15 protein-coding genes and 1 riboswitch are annotated in these 14,424 nt (G+C 68.5%); of the genes, 7 read left to right on the forward strand and 8 right to left on the reverse strand.

Annotated features, from left to right (window positions below; translation table 11 throughout):
- The first annotated feature begins 8 nt into the window (after nucleotides 1–8).
- Nucleotides 9–497 (forward strand): DUF2771 domain-containing protein, encoded by a 489-nt coding sequence (locus JF781_RS12280; RefSeq protein WP_225327442.1) that lies wholly within the window; start codon nucleotides 9–11, stop codon nucleotides 495–497.
- 98 nt (nucleotides 498–595) lie between these two features.
- Here the strand turns inward: JF781_RS12280 and JF781_RS12285 are convergent, their stop codons facing one another.
- The 3 genes from JF781_RS12285 to JF781_RS12295 form a co-directional block, all read right to left on the reverse strand.
- Nucleotides 596–1,600: a glutathione S-transferase family protein gene (locus tag JF781_RS12285; protein ID WP_225327349.1), complete on the reverse strand. Its 1,005-nt coding sequence runs from the start codon at nucleotides 1,598–1,600 to the stop codon at nucleotides 596–598.
- 15 nt (nucleotides 1,601–1,615) lie between these two features.
- Nucleotides 1,616–3,568 (reverse strand): acyl-CoA dehydrogenase family protein, encoded by a 1,953-nt coding sequence (locus tag JF781_RS12290; protein ID WP_225327350.1) that lies wholly within the window; start codon nucleotides 3,566–3,568, stop codon nucleotides 1,616–1,618.
- A gap of 97 nt (nucleotides 3,569–3,665) precedes the next feature.
- Nucleotides 3,666–4,073, reverse strand: coding sequence for a cold-shock protein (locus tag JF781_RS12295; protein ID WP_225327351.1), 408 nt, complete (start codon nucleotides 4,071–4,073; stop codon nucleotides 3,666–3,668).
- Nucleotides 4,074–4,238: 165 nt separating this feature from the next.
- Between JF781_RS12295 and JF781_RS12300 the strand changes: the two genes are divergently transcribed.
- The 4 genes from JF781_RS12300 (at nucleotide 4,239) to JF781_RS12315 (ending at nucleotide 7,256) form a co-directional block, all read left to right on the forward strand.
- On the forward strand, nucleotides 4,239–4,646 hold the full coding sequence (locus tag JF781_RS12300; protein ID WP_225327352.1) for a YccF domain-containing protein: 408 nt from the start codon (nucleotides 4,239–4,241) through the stop codon (nucleotides 4,644–4,646).
- A complete protein-coding gene (gene moaA, locus JF781_RS12305; RefSeq protein WP_225327353.1) occupies nucleotides 4,643–5,734 on the forward strand; it encodes a GTP 3',8-cyclase MoaA in 1,092 nt (363 codons plus the stop codon). Before JF781_RS12300 ends, moaA begins: the two co-directional genes overlap by 4 nt.
- 4 nt (nucleotides 5,735–5,738) lie before the next feature.
- Nucleotides 5,739–6,017: a MoaD/ThiS family protein gene (locus JF781_RS12310; protein ID WP_225327443.1), complete on the forward strand. Its 279-nt coding sequence runs from the start codon at nucleotides 5,739–5,741 to the stop codon at nucleotides 6,015–6,017.
- A 207-nt stretch (nucleotides 6,018–6,224) separates the two neighbouring features.
- A riboswitch (cyclic di-AMP (ydaO/yuaA leader) is annotated at nucleotides 6,225–6,436 on the forward strand.
- 13 nt (nucleotides 6,437–6,449) lie between these two features.
- Nucleotides 6,450–7,256, forward strand: a complete 807-nt coding sequence (locus JF781_RS12315) for a transglycosylase family protein (RefSeq protein ID WP_225327354.1) — start codon at nucleotides 6,450–6,452, stop codon at nucleotides 7,254–7,256.
- A gap of 100 nt (nucleotides 7,257–7,356) precedes the next feature.
- On the opposite strand, the gene JF781_RS12320 is transcribed toward JF781_RS12315, so the two are convergent.
- From JF781_RS12320 to JF781_RS12335, 4 genes are read right to left on the reverse strand one after another with little or no spacing between them, the layout of a single operon-like run.
- Nucleotides 7,357–7,782: a molybdenum cofactor biosynthesis protein MoaE gene (locus JF781_RS12320; protein WP_225327355.1), complete on the reverse strand. Its 426-nt coding sequence runs from the start codon at nucleotides 7,780–7,782 to the stop codon at nucleotides 7,357–7,359.
- Nucleotides 7,779–8,261, reverse strand: coding sequence for a molybdenum cofactor biosynthesis protein B (locus JF781_RS12325; protein ID WP_225327356.1), 483 nt, complete (start codon nucleotides 8,259–8,261; stop codon nucleotides 7,779–7,781). Before JF781_RS12325 ends, JF781_RS12320 begins: the two co-directional genes overlap by 4 nt.
- Complete coding sequence (moaC, locus tag JF781_RS12330) at nucleotides 8,258–8,788, reverse strand: cyclic pyranopterin monophosphate synthase MoaC (protein WP_225327357.1); 531 nt, start codon at nucleotides 8,786–8,788, stop codon at nucleotides 8,258–8,260. The genes JF781_RS12325 and moaC overlap by 4 nt, the downstream gene beginning before the upstream one ends.
- 9 nt (nucleotides 8,789–8,797) lie before the next feature.
- Nucleotides 8,798–8,998, reverse strand: coding sequence for a hypothetical protein (locus JF781_RS12335; RefSeq protein WP_225327358.1), 201 nt, complete (start codon nucleotides 8,996–8,998; stop codon nucleotides 8,798–8,800).
- 120 nt (nucleotides 8,999–9,118) lie between these two features.
- Here JF781_RS12335 and JF781_RS12340 point away from each other — a divergent pair, with 120 nt between their 5' ends.
- Nucleotides 9,119–11,377, forward strand: a complete 2,259-nt coding sequence (locus JF781_RS12340; RefSeq protein WP_225327359.1) for a helicase-associated domain-containing protein — start codon at nucleotides 9,119–9,121, stop codon at nucleotides 11,375–11,377.
- Nucleotides 11,378–11,485: 108 nt separating this feature from the next.
- Nucleotides 11,486–13,135 (forward strand): DNA repair helicase XPB, encoded by a 1,650-nt coding sequence (locus JF781_RS12345; RefSeq protein ID WP_225327360.1) that lies wholly within the window; start codon nucleotides 11,486–11,488, stop codon nucleotides 13,133–13,135.
- 61 nt (nucleotides 13,136–13,196) lie between these two features.
- Here the strand turns inward: JF781_RS12345 and JF781_RS12350 are convergent, their stop codons facing one another.
- The gene (locus JF781_RS12350; protein ID WP_225327361.1) at nucleotides 13,197–14,342 is read right to left on the reverse strand and encodes a thiolase family protein; all 1,146 of its coding nucleotides are present in this window, start codon (nucleotides 14,340–14,342) and stop codon (nucleotides 13,197–13,199) included.
- Nucleotides 14,343–14,424 lie beyond the last annotated feature (82 nt).

Here is a 14,424-nt window from a genome sequence, read left to right on the forward strand (position 1 = left end):
AACCCCGAATCAACCGCGGCGTGGCCGTGCTGCTGGCCTGCCTGATGGCTCTGCTCTGTGTGGGTGTCGGAGTCGGCACGTGGCTACTGGTAGGGCGCTCCGGTCCGCAACGCCCCGAGATCAGCGCGTATTCGCATGGTCACCTGGCCCGGGTGGGGCCCTACCTCTACTGCAACGTGCTCAACCTCGAAGACTGTGACACGCCGCAGACCCAGGGTGAGCTCCACGTCAGCGAGCGCTATCCGATTCAGCTCTCGGTGCCCGATGCCATCTACCGGGCGCCCTGGCGCCTGGTGCAGGTATATGAGGATCCAACGAACAGCACCAGCACCATCTTTCGGCCGGGCACCCGGCTCGCCGTGACTATTCCCCCGGTCGACCCGCATCGCGGTCGGCTGGCCGGGATCGTCGTGCAGTTGCTGACGTTGGCGGTGGACCCGGCGGGCGAACTCCGCGATGTCCCGCATGCGGAATGGTCTGTGCGCCTGACGTTCTGAGCCCTAGCGCGCCCAACGTGGAGGTGTTGTCGCACAACCCCAGGCGATTTCGCGCAACAAGTCGACGTTCGGCGAGAAAATTTCAAGCCCCGCGAACGCTACGCCCCGTGGCCGGCGGGCACCCGCTCCCCTTCGACCGGCGGGCCCGGGGGCGTCCCGCCCCCGAAAGGCTTGCCGCCCAAACTCTCTCGTCCGTGCGGGGATAACCACCCGGACAGGTCGGGGCCCTTGGGCACGATGCGGGTGGGGTTGATGTCGGCGTGGACGATGTAGTAGTGCTGCTTGATCTGGACGAAGTCGATGGTGTCCCCGAAGCCCGGCGTCTGGAACAGGTCGCGCGCGTAAGCCCACAGCACCGGCATTTCGCTCAGTTTGCTGCGATTGCACTTGAAGTGCCCGTGATACACCGGGTCGAAGCGGGCCAAGGTGGTGAACAACCGCACGTCGGCCTCGGTGATGGTGTCGCCCACCAGGTAACGCTGGTTGGTCAGCCGATCGCTCACCCAATCCAACGCGGCGAACAGCCGATCGTAGGCGGCTTCGTAAGCCTCCTGCGCGCCGGCGAAGCCGCACCGGTACACGCCGTTGTTGATTTCGGTGTAGACCCTCTTGTTGACCTCATCGATTTCGGCGCGCAGCCGCTCGGGGTAGAGCTCGGGCGCTCCGTCGCGGTGGTACGCCGACCACTCCGTCGACAGATCCAACGTCATCTGCGCGAAGTCGTTGGTGACCACCGCGCCGGTCGGTACGTCGACGATCGCCGGGACCGTGATCCCCTTCGGGTAGTCGGGGAACCGCTTGAAGTAGGCGTCTTGCAACCGCGGGATCTTCAGCACCGGATCCACACCGCCGGGATCGAGATCGAACGTCCAACTGCGCTCGTCGTGGGTGGGGCCGCAAAAGCCAATGGAGAGCACGCTTTCGAGGCCCAGCAACCGGCGGACGATGATGGCGCGGTTGGCCCACGGGCACGCGCGGGCGACGACGAGCCGGTACCGGCCGGGCTCGACCGGGTAGCCGTCGCGCCCGGCGGCGGTGATGCGGGTGGTGATGTAGTCGGTGTCGCGGTTGAACTCGCCTGCTTGCGCGATGTAGGAAGCCATGTCTTCCATCGTGGCTCAACGCGGGCTCGTTGCCGAGCGGTCGCTGGACAAGAATCGCCGGGCCAGGTTGTTCTCAGTCGACGCACCCTCTTCCCAGTGGGCGATCCACGGCCCGGTGCCCTCGGACTGATCGATGATCCCGGCCTCCAGCCAGCTGTACCGGCCCTGCAGCAGGTTGCGAGTCAGCTGCACATCGCTGCCGTCGGTGTTGTCCCACAACGCATGAAACAGCGTCTCCACCCGCAGCGTCGCTTGGGCGCAGAATGTTTCGGCCAGCTCGTAGGCCTGCTGGCCCACCACCGGATCGGCGGCACGTTGCGACTCCGCGTGCACGCAAGCCGCGGACATCGCGAACAACTCGGCGCCGATGTCGACGACGCGGCCGAGGAATCCCTGCCGCTGCTCCAGCTTGGCCTGCCAGCGCGCCATGCCGTAGAACGTGTTCCGGGCGAGCTTGCGGCTGGAGCGTTCGATGAACCGGAGGTGTGCCGCCAGCGGGCCGAACTCGTGGTAGGCCCGCGGTCGCTGACCTTCACCGAAAACCAGCTGCGGCAACCACTTTGCGTAGAATCCGCTCGCACCAACCGCCGCGGCGGCCTTCTGCCGCAGGCCGGTGTCGGGCTTGGCGAGGTCGCCGGCCGCGGCGAGGTGCGCGTCGACCGCCTCGCGCGCGATAAGCAGCCTCATGATCTCGCTGGACCCCTCGAAGATGCGATTGATCCGCAGGTCCCGCACCGCCTGTTCGACGGGCACGGCGCGTTCGCCCCGCGCGGCCAGCGACTCCGCGGTCTCATAGCCCCGTCCACCGCGGATCTGCATGACCTCGTCGGCGATCACACAGGCCATCTCGCTGGACCACAACTTGGCCAACGCCGCCTCGATCCGGATGTCGTTGCGCCCTTCGTCGGCCATCTGCGCGGACAGCTCGAGCACGGCGTCCAGCGCGTAATTGGTGGCGGCGATGAACGAGAGCTTGCGGGCCACCGCTTCGTGCTCGGCCAGCGGCTTGCCCCACTGGACACGCTCACCGGACCATTCGCGCGCGATCTTCAACGCCCACTTCGATGAGCCCGTCGCGCTGGCGGGGATCGACAACCGTCCGGCGTTGAGCGTGGTCAACGCGATCTTCAAACCGTCTCCTTCGGAGCCGATCAGGTTTTCGCGCGGGACCCGAACGCGGTGCAGCCTGGTGACGCCGTTCTCGATGCCGCGCAGGCCCATGAATTTGTTGCGCCGCTCCACGGTGATCCCGGGTGAATCGGCCTCGACGACGAAGGCGCTGATGCCGCCGCGGTGCCCTTCGCTGCGGGGCACCCGGGCCATGATCACCAGCAGCTCGGCGACCACACCGTTGGTAGTCCACAACTTCACGCCGTCGAGTTCGTAGGCCTGGCCGTCCTCGATGGGGGTCGCCGTCGACGCCAATCGGGCGGGATCGGAGCCGACGTCGGGTTCGGTGAGCAAAAACGCCGATATGGCCCCGGCGGCGCAGCGCGGCAAGAACTTCTGTTTCTGCTCGGGGGTCCCGGCGAGTTTGAGCGGCTCGGGCACCCCGATGGACTGATGCGCCGACAGCAGTGCGCCGAGACTGGGATGAACGCTCGTCACCATCATCAGCGCCCGGTTGTAGGCGACTTGCGACATGCCCAGGCCGCCGTATTCGGCCGGAATCTTCATCCCGAAGCAGCCCAGGTCGGCCAGTCCCTTCACGTATTCGTCGGGAATTTGCGCATCGCGTTCGATGACGCTGCCGTCGACGGTCTCCAGAAACTCGCGCACGCTGTCGAGAAACGCCCGGGTGCGGGTCTCGTCGGCTTCCGTGGGCGTGGGGAACGGGTGTATCAGCTCCAGCGGAAAACGGCCGAGAAACAATTCCTTTGCGAAGGACGGTTTATCCCAACCGGTTTCGCGAGACTCCTCGGCGAGCGCTCTCGCCTGTTCCTCGGTGACCTGCGCTTGCTGTGCCATCGCAGCCTCCTTGCTAGACGACCGTCATGGGGTGTGGAGTACCCCATCTGCGGCTCGTCACCGAGCCGTCGCCGGCAAATTGGCCGAGTCGGGCGCGTTAGGAGTCGAGCTCCCGTGCCACGGCCTTGACCACCTCGGAGACTCGGCGCGCCGTCTTGCGGTCGGGGTAGCGGCCCTTGCGCAGCTCGGGCTGCACGGTGCTTTCCAGCAGCGTGATCATGTCCTCGACCATGCCGTGCAGTTCGTCGGGGTTGTGCTTGTGTTCGGCAGGCGCCTCGCGCCGCGCCTTAGTCAGGCTGGGCGGCGGCTCAATCAGCTTGAGGCTCAACGCTTGCGGCCCGCGGCGTCCGGAGGCGATACCGAATTCCACCCGCTGGCCGGCCTTGAGCCCCTCGACCCCGGCGGGCAGCGCCGACGAGCGGACGTAGACGTCTTCGCCGTCCTCTTGTGACAGGAAGCCGAAGCCCTTGTCAGCGTCGTACCACTTAACCTTGCCGGTCGGCACTGGTCTCACCTGCTTGTCTAACGGATCAATAGAAATAGGCAACACAATAAGCGTCCCGCCTGCGCAGGACGCCGTATTAAGAGTCTGATCCTACTCGGATGCGTGCCTAACGAGCACCCCCGTTATTCGTCACTCGGTACGCTTGGTATTACCCGCGGAGGAGATATGCGCCTGATCCTGAACATCATCTGGCTTCTGTTCGGTGGCCTGTGGTTGGCCGCCGGATATCTCGTTGCGGCGCTCATCAGCTTTCTGCTGATCATCACCATCCCGTTCGGCTTCGCGTCGCTGCGCATCGCCTCTTACGCGCTGTGGCCGTTCGGCCGCACGATCGTCGCCAAGCCGACCTCCGGGTCCGGCGCGCTGATCGGAAACATCATCTGGGTGGTGCTGTTCGGGCTGTGGCTGGCGGTCGGTCATCTTGTCAGCGCGGTGACGATGGCGCTGACGATCGTCGGCATTCCGCTGGCGCTGGCCAATCTCAAACTGATTCCGGTGTCGCTGATGCCGCTGGGCAAGGAGATCGTTCCCCTCGACTCGCCGGTTCACCACGCGGCGCCGGTGGCCGCATGACCCTGACGGCGTTGGGTTTCCCGACGGTGCGGAGCCGCCCTGACGGCCCGGCCGGCGACCGTGTCGTCGCCGAAGCACCGTCCGCGGGCCCGTTGGTGGACACCTACGGGCGGGTCGCCACGGATCTGCGGATCTCGCTGACCGATCGCTGCAATCTGCGGTGCACCTACTGCATGCCCGCCGAGGGCCTGGCCTGGTTGCCGGGCGAGCAACTGCTGACGGCCGGCGAGTTGGCCCGGCTGATGGACATCGCGGTCACCCGGTTGGGGGTCACCAATGTCCGGTTCACCGGCGGTGAGCCGTTGCTGGCGCGCCACCTCGAAGAGGTGATCGCCGCGGCGGCCGCGTTGCGGCCGCGCCCCGAGATCTCCCTGACCACCAACGGCGTCGGGCTGGCGCGGCGGGCCGCCGGGCTCGCCCGGGCGGGGCTGGACCGCGTCAACGTGTCGCTGGACACCGTGGATCGGCAGCATTTCGCGGCCATCACCCGCCGCGATCGCCTCGACGACGTGCTGGCAGGGCTGGCTGCTGCCCACGAGGCCGGCCTGGCGCCGGTGAAGGTGAACGCCGTGCTCGACCCCGCGACCGGTCGCGAGGACGTGGTGGAGCTGTTGCGGTTCTGCCTCGAGCACGGCTACCAGTTGCGCGTCATCGAGCAGATGCCCCTGGACGCCGGGCACCAATGGCGCCGCGAGGCGGCGTTGAGCGCCGACGACGTGCTGGCCGCGCTGCGCCCGCATTTCCGGCTGCGGCCCGACCCGGCGCCGCGCGGGTCCGCTCCCGCCGAGCTCTGGCTGGTCGACGGGGGCCCCGGCACGCCGGGCGGCAAGGTGGGTGTCATCGCATCGGTCTCGCACGCGTTTTGCTCGACGTGTGACCGCACCCGGTTGACGGCCGACGGGCAGATCCGCAGCTGCCTGTTCGCGAAGGAAGAGACGGACCTTCGGGGGCTGTTGCGCAACGGCGCGCCGGACGAGGCGATCGAGGCGGCGTGGCGCACCGCGATGTGGGGCAAGCCCGCGGGCCACGGCATCAACGACCCGAACTTCATCCAGCCCGACCGCCCGATGAGCGCGATCGGTGGCTAGTCCCATGGGGCAGCCCCCCGTCCAGGAAACCGGCATCGGAGTGACGGTGCGCTACTTCGCGGCCGCCCACGCGGCCGCGGGCGTCGAGGCGGAGACGCTGGTGGTGCGCCCCGGCACCACGGTCGGCGAGCTGGTCGAGCGGCTGGCCACGCGGGGATCGAGCCTCGCCACCGTGTTGAGCCGGTGCTCCTACCTGTGCGACGGGGTCGCCGTGCGCGACGAGACCACAACGTTGCGATCCGGTGACACGATCGATGTCTTGCCGCCCTTTTCCGGCGGCTGAAACTGTGAAACATCTCACATAACGGAACGATAACGGCGCGATCACGGTCCAATCTCGCGTGTAATGACCTGCGCAAATACCGTGTGTTGCTGCGGTTTTCGCAGATGGCCGAGAGCGAAACGCCAGGTGTCGCGACACGTGACGCGACCAACAGAAACCGTTACGGTCTCCGAAGGCTCGCCAGCTATCCCGATTGGCGGACCTCCCCTCCCTATCGCGCCGAGCTCCATCCAATAGGCGGGGGCAACCAACTCATGGATGGAGACGGGGGACCCACCGGTCCACCGTGATCGGACTGGGGCCGCTCGCGGCTCCTAGGGGTGAAGCCGGCGTCGTCGTTTCGATTGACCACGTCGGCCGGGTGGCCTCTCCAACCCGAACCCGACAGCTGACCTCGCAGGCGCGTGACGAGAGAGGAATACATCGGCGCGCATGAGCGGACGTCACCGTAAGCCCACCGCATCCAGTGTCAACGTCGCCAAGATCGCCTTTACCGGCGCAGTCCTTGGTGGCGGCAGCATCGCCCTAGCCGGCCAGGCGGCCGCGGCCACCGACGGCGAATGGGACCAGGTAGCCCGTTGCGAGTCCGGCGGCAACTGGGCCATCAACACCGGCAACGGCTACCACGGCGGGGTGCAATTCAGCGCCAGCACGTGGTCGGCACACGGCGGCGGCCAATACGCCCCGTCGGCCGAGCTTGCCACCAAGGAACAGCAGATCGCCGTCGCCGAGCGGGTGCTGGCGACCCAGGGTCGCGGCGCATGGCCCGTCTGCGGCGGCCCGCTGTCGGCTCCCAGCCCGCGCGAGGCACCCGCCCCAGCCGGCCTGGACGCCCCGCTGGACGCCCCCGGCATCAACGGTGCACCGGCGCCCGACGCTCCCCCGCAGGACGCCCCGCCGCCCGCTCCGGTGCAGCTGGCCTCCTTCGACCGTCCGGCACCGGACGCTCCCCCGGCAGACCTGCCGGCGCCTCCGGCCGAGCTGCCCCCCGCTGCGCCCGCGGACGCCGCACCGCCGGCCGATCTGCCCCCCGCGCCCCCGGCCGAAGCGACGCCGCCCGCACCTCCGGCGGACGCGCCCGTCGCGGACGCGGACTTCCGCGGATTCGTCCCGGCCGGCATGCCGGAGCTCGCGTCCGACGCCAGCTACACCCAGCAGCTGTGGGAAGCGATTCGGGCACAGGACGTTCAGGGGAACGACGCGCTGGACGCCCTGGCGCAGCCGTCGCCCAACGCCTGAGGCGCTACCGCCAGATTCCCCGCACGCCCCGAAAACCCTCCTGTTCGGGGCGTGTCGGGCATGGCGCGGCTGCTACCTGGGGGCTGAGATCGCCACGGCGTCAGGCCGAACCCACCCACTCCTCGGTGCCGTCGGCGAAGAATTGGTGCTTCCACACCGGTAGCCGCGCCTTGATGGTGTCGACCAGCTGCGCGCAGGTGGTAAATGCCGCCTGCCGGTGATCGGCGGCGACCGCCGCGACCAATGCCGCCTCTCCGATGTGCAGCACACCGATTCGGTGGCTGGCGGCGACGGCGCGCACGCCGCCGGACTGCGCCGCCACATCGGCCACCACGTCGGCCATGACCTGGGCGGCCGACGGGTGGGCCGAGTACTCCAGCCGCACCACCCGGCGCCCGACGTCGTGGTCGCGGATCATGCCGACGAACCCGACGATGGCCCCGGCCGACTGGTGGCCGACCAGTTCCTCATGCTCAGCCAGAAAAATCGGGTGCTCGGTCATGGCTGCGCGCACGACCAACGTCATCGCTGGTGGTCTTTACCGGCGAGTTGATCGAGCGCGTGGTCGAGCACGTCGGCCAGCACCCCGAGCCCGTCGCGCACCCCACCCGGGGAACCCGGCAGGTTGACGATCAGGGTCCGCCCGGCCACCCCGCACACGCTGCGGGACAATACCGACGTCGGCACCTTCGGAAGGCCCGACTGGCGGATTGCCTCCGCCAGTCCGGGAATGAGGTAGTCGATGACGGCCACAGTCTGGTCCGGCGTGCTGTCGCTGGGTGAGATGCCGGTGCCGCCGGAGGTGAGGATGACGTCGACGTCGTCATCGATCGCCTTGCGCAGCGCATCACCGACCGGTGGGCCATCGGCGACCACCTCCGGCTCCCCGGGCGAAAAGCCCCGCTGCGTCAGCCATTCGGTGATGATCGGCCCGCATCGGTCTTCGTACTGTCCGGCCGACGCCCGGGTCGAGGCGATGATGACGCGGGCCGATCGGGTGCTCATGACCGCGTCCACATTCCGGTTTTGCCGCCTTCCTTGCGCAGGACTCGAATGTCATCGATCCGCGCGGCCGGGTCGACCGCTTTGATCATGTCGTAGAGCGTCAGGGCCGCGACGCCGACGGCGGTCAGCGCTTCCATCTCCACCCCCGTGCGATCGGTGCTGCGCACCGTCGCGGTGATCTCGATGTCCGACTCCGCGACGTCGAAGTCGATGTCGACCCCGGTCAGCGCGAGCTGATGGCAGAGCGGGATGAGATCGCTGGTGCGCTTTGCCGCCTGGATACCCGCCACCCGGGCGGTGGCCAGCGCGTCGCCCTTGGGCAGGCCCCCGGTCGAGATCAGGGCGACTACGTGGGCCGACGTGCGCAGGGCGCCCGCGGCGACGGCGGTCCGCTTGGTGGCTACCTTCTCGCTGACGTCGACCATGTGCGCCGCCCCCTGGTCGTCCACGTGTGACAGCGCACCCGGGTGGGATTCTCCCGACGCCCAGGTCGTCGAGGCTTTCGAGGCCTCAGAGGCCCTAGCCATGTGGGAGACCTACCGATTGACGACGGTGACCGGGTGCAGGTAGGGCAGCTCGGTGGAGGGCAGCGGGAACGTCAGCTCGCCGAAGGGCGACAGCGCACCGGTCCGGTCGGTCACGAGTTCACTGACCGCGTGGTCGTCGGGGTCCGTCGTCGGCCAGCCGTTGTCGACATACTTGGATTTGCGAGCTTTGCCCTCAGCAGTGTCAGCCACGAGGTCCATTCTGACAGGTGGCCCCGACGCGCGTGGCGCAAGACCGTAGGTTCGAGTCGCCGGGCGCCCGCCGCTTTGCTGTCTGCTGGGTACCGGCCACCTGCTTTACGCTGGTCAGCGATGACCGACAACACCCCGGATATCCCGCTGGGGTCGTGGCTGGCCGAGTTGCCCGACGAGCGCCTGATCCGACTGCTGGAATTACGGCCGGACCTCGCCCAGCCCCCGCCCGGCAGCATCGCCGCGCTGGCGGCCCGAGCTCAGGCCCGCCAGTCGATCAAGGCTGCCACCGACGACCTCGACTTCCTGCGGCTGGCGGTGCTCGACGCGCTGCTGGTGCTGCAGGCCGACGCGGAACCGGTGCCGACCGCGAAGCTGCTGGCGCTCATCGGGGACCGCGCCCCCGAAGGCGACGTCCTCGACGCGGTCGACGACCTCCGGCAACGCGTCCTGGTCTGGGGCGAGACCGCGCTGCGGGTCGCCCCGGACGCCGGGACCGGAATGCCGTGGCATCCGGGGCAGGTCATTCTCGAGGACACCTCGCGCGGCGCCGAGCAGATCGCCGGCCTGATCGACGACCTCAACCAGGCGCAGCTCGAGGTGCTGGAGAAACTCCTCGAAGGTTCGCCGATGGGCCGCACCCGTGACGCCGCGCCCGGCGCACCGGCGGACCGCCCGGTGCCCCAGCTGCTGACGATGGGTCTGTTGCGGCGCATCGACGCCGAGACCGTGATCCTGCCCCGCTACGTGGGACAGGTGCTGCGCGGCGAGCAGCCCGGTCCCATGCAGCTGACCGCGCCCGACCCGGTTGTGTCGACCGCCACGGCCGACGATGCCGACGCGACCGCCGCCGGAGCGGCCATCGACCTGCTGCGCGAACTCGACGTCCTACTCGAAACACTTTCCGCCGCACCGGTTTCCGAGCTGCGCAGCGGGGGCCTGGGAATCCGGGACGTCAAGCGGCTGAGCAAGGTGACCGGCATCGACGAGCCGCGGCTGGGGTTGATCCTGGAAGTCGCCGCGGCCGCCGGATTGATCGCCAGCGGCATGCCTGACCCCGAACCCACCGTCGGTGAGGCACCGTACTGGGCGCCGACGGTCGCCACCGACCGGTTCGCCGCGCTGTCCACCGCCGAGCGCTGGCAGCTGCTGGCCGGCAGTTGGCTCGACCTTCCCAGCCGCCCGACGCTGATCGGTACGCGCAGCCCCGACGCCAAACCCTATGGGGCTCTTACCGATGCCCTGTATTCCACGGCCGCACCGCTGGATCGCCGACTGTTGCTCGGTATGTTGTCTGAGCTCCCGCCCGGCGCCGGTGTCAACGCGGCGGAAGCATCGGCCGCGCTGATCTGGCGGCGGCCGCGCTGGGCCAAGCGGTTACAGCCGGGGCCCGTCGGGGATCTGCTCACCGAATGCCATGCCATGGGCCTGGTGGGGCGCGGGGCGATCAGCACGCCCGGCCGGGCGCTGCTGGACGTGGACGCCGATCCGCAGGCCGCGATCGACGCGATGGCCCGGGCGCTACCCAAACCGGTCGATCACTTCCTGGTGCAGGCGGACCTGACCGTTGTCGTGCCCGGCCCGCTGCAGCGCGACCTGGCCGAGCAACTCGCCACGGTGGCCACCGTCGAATCGGCCGGGACGGCAATGGTGTACCGCGTCAGCGAACAGTCGATCCGGCATGCGCTCGACGTCGGCAAGACCCGCGACTGGATGCACGCCCTGTTCGCCAAACACTCCAAAACACCAGTGCCCCAAGGGCTTACCTACCTCATCGACGACGTCGCGCGCAGGCACGGGCAGCTGCGGATCGGCATGGCCGCGTCGTTCGTGCGTTGCGAGGATCCGGCGCTGCTTGCCCAGGCCGTGGCCGCTCCCGCGACCGAAGACGTGCAGCTGCGCGCCCTGGCCCCCACGGTGGCGGTGTCGCCGGCGCCGATCGGCGAGGTGCTCGCCGCGCTGCGGGCGGCCGGCTTCGCCCCGGCGGCCGAAGACTCCACGGGCGCCATCGTCGACGTTCGGCCCCGTGGCGCCCGGGTGGCCACGCCGCAGCAACGCCGCCCGTATCGCCCCGTGCGGCGTCCCAACAGCGAAAGCCTGCAGGCGGTCGTCGCGGTGCTGCGCAAGGTCACCGCCGCACCGTTCGGCAACATCCGCGTCGACCCGGCGGCCACCATGACCCTGTTGCAGCGCGCCGCCAGGGAACAAGGCACCCTGGTGATCGGTTATCTAGACGCGGCCGGCGTGGCGACCCAGCGCGTCGTGTCGCCGATCACCGTCCGGGGCGGTCAGCTGGTGGCCTTTGATTCGGCTTCGGGGAGGCTGCGCGACTTCGCCATCCACCGCATCACGTCGGTGGTGTCGGCCCCCGGCCGATAATGAATGGCATGCCGGGCACGATGCAGAGCGAAGCGATGAGGAGAAGTGGCGCCTAGATGCGCGCCGACGACGATGCAGAGCGAAGCGATGAGGAGAAGTGGCGCCTAAATGACTGACGGACCGTTGATCGTGCAGTCCGACAAGACGGTGCTGCTCGAAGTGGACCACGAGCAGGCCGGCGCGGCGCGGGCCGCCATCGCGCCGTTCGCCGAGCTGGAACGCGCACCCGAGCACGTGCACACCTACCGCATCACGCCGCTGGCGCTGTGGAACGCCCGCGCCGCCGGCCACGACGCCGAACAGGTCGTCGACGCGCTGGTCTCCTTCTCCCGCTACGCGGTGCCGCAGCCGCTGCTCGTCGACATCGTCGACACCATGGCCCGTTACGGCCGCTTGCAGCTGGTGAAAAGCCCGGCGCACGGTCTCACCCTGGTGAGCCTGGACCGCGCGGTGCTCGAGGAGGTGCTGCGCAACAGGAAGATCGCGCCGATGCTCGGCGCCCGGATCGACGACGACACCGTCATCGTCCACCCCAGCGAACGCGGCCGGGTCAAGCAGATGCTGCTCAAGATCGGTTGGCCCGCAGAGGATCTCGCGGGCTACGTCGACGGAGAGGCGCATCCGATCAGCCTGGCCCAGGACGGCTGGCACCTGCGCGACTACCAGCAGATGGCCACCGACTCGTTCTGGTCCGGTGGCTCCGGTGTCGTGGTGCTTCCCTGCGGCGCCGGTAAGACGCTGGTGGGGGCCGCCACGATGGCGAAAGCCGGTGCGACAACGCTGATTTTGGTCACCAACATCGTCGCGGCGCGACAGTGGAAGCGCGAGCTGATCGCCCGCACCTCGCTCACCGAGGAGGAGATCGGCGAATATTCCGGTGAGCGCAAGGAGATTCGGCCCGTCACCATCTCGACGTACCAGATGATCACTCGCCGCACCAAGGGCGAGTACCGGCACCTCGAACTCTTCGACAGCCGCGACTGGGGACTGATCATCTACGACGAGGTCCACTTGTTGCCGGCGCCGGTGTTTCGGATGACCGCCGACTTGCAGTCCAAGCGGCGCCTCGGCCTGACCGCCACGCTGGTGCGCGAGGACGGCCGCGAGGGCGACGTGTTCTCCCTGATCGGCCCCAAACGTTATGACGCGCCATGGAAGGACATCGAGGCGCAGGGGTGGATCGCGCCGGCGGAGTGCGTCGAGGTGCGGGTCACCATGACCGACAACGAGCGGATGATGTACGCCACCGCCGAACCCGAAGAGCGTTACAAGCTCTGCTCGACGGTGCACACCAAAATCGCTGTGGTCAAAACGATTCTGGCGAAGCATCCGGGCGAGCAGACCTTGGTGATCGGCGCGTATCTCGATCAGCTCGACGAGCTGGGCGCCGAGCTGGGCGCCCCGGTGATCCAGGGCTCGACGCGGACCAAGGAACGCGAAGAGCTGTTCGACGGCTTCCGCCGCGGCGAGGTGAACACGCTGGTGGTGTCCAAGGTCGCCAACTTCTCCATCGATTTGCCGGAAGCCGCGGTGGCCGTGCAGGTTTCGGGAACGTTCGGCTCGCGCCAGGAAGAGGCGCAGCGGCTGGGCCGGTTACTGCGGCCCAAGGCCGACGGCGGCGGCGCCATCTTCTATTCCGTGGTGGCGCGCGACAGCCTGGACGCCGAGTATGCCGCGCACCGGCAGCGCTTCCTGGCCGAGCAGGGTTACGGCTACATCATCCGCGACGCCGACGACCTCCTGGGCCCGGCCATCTAGACTAGGGAACGCAAAAGCCCCCGAAACTCCATTGTTTCGGGGGCTTTTGTGTCTGCTGGCGCTACCGAGACAGGATGGTCGCCGACGCGGTGCCGGGCGCCCCGTACACCTGCGCCAGGCCGACGCGGGGATCGCCGGGCACCTGACGTTCCCCGGCCTCGCCGCGCAGTTGGCGCACCAGTTCGTGCATCTGCCGCAGCCCCGACGCGCCGATCGGCTCGCCGTTGGCGATCAGCCCGCCGTCGGTGTTGACGGGTATTGAGCCGTGGATCTCGGTGGCGCCGTCGGCCAGTAGCTTCTCCTGTTCGCCGTCCGCGCACAGGCCGGTCTCGGCCATGTGGATCACCTCGGCGCCGGCGTCGGTGTCCTGCAGCTGCGCGACGTCGACGTCCTCGGGTCCGATGCCGGCCGCCTCGTAGGCGGCCTTGGCCGCGTACACCGTCGGCGATGCGTCCTCGTCCAGGGGCGCCGACGTGGCGTGCACCTCGTAGGCGCCGAACCGTCGCGTCCGAATTTCGCAGGCGCGCACATAGACCGGCTTGTCGGTGAACTTCTCGGCCATGTCGGCGCGACACATGATGACCGCCGCGGCCCCCTCGTCGGGCGCGCAGAACATGTACTGGGTCAGCGGGTAGTTCAGCGCGGGCGAGGCGAGGATCTCCTCGACGGAAATCTCCTTGCGCCGGAAGGCATTCGGGTTCAGCGCACCATTGCGGAAGTTCTTGTTGGCCACCCGCGCCAACGTCTCCTGGGAGATGTGGTGGTCGTGGATGTACTTGTTGGCCTTCATGCCGAAGAACTTGGTGGTGACGAACTGCCCGTTGTTGGCGTACCACTGCGGCAGCGCCAGCTTGGCGGGGTCGTCGGTGAACGCCCCGCGCGGGTGTTTGTCGAGGCCGATGGCAATTCCGATGTCGTACTTGCCCAGCCGGATGGTGTCGGCGGTCTGCTGGATGGCGCTGGCCGCGGTGGCGCAGGCGTTGAACACGTTGGTGAAGGTGATGCCGGTCAGCCCGACCAGGCGGGTCACGGCGTCGGGGTTGGAGACCTCATAGCTGCCACCGAATCCGAACTGGATGTCTTTCCAGTCCACTCCGGCGTCTTTGAGCGCCAGCTGGACGGCTTCGGCGCCCATCTGCATCGCGGTCTTCTCGAACCGGCCGAACGGGTGGAGGCCCACGCCGATGATGGCGACGTCGTTGGTCATCTCAATCCTCCTGGATAACTTGTCGCGACCCGCTTCGCCCGGCGCCGCCGCGCTCGCGATCGCCACGGATAACTGGCAGCGG

Origin of the sequence: Mycobacterium sp. WUMAC-067, assembly GCF_020217485.1 — a bacterium.
Lineage (GTDB): Bacteria > Actinomycetota > Actinomycetes > Mycobacteriales > Mycobacteriaceae > Mycobacterium.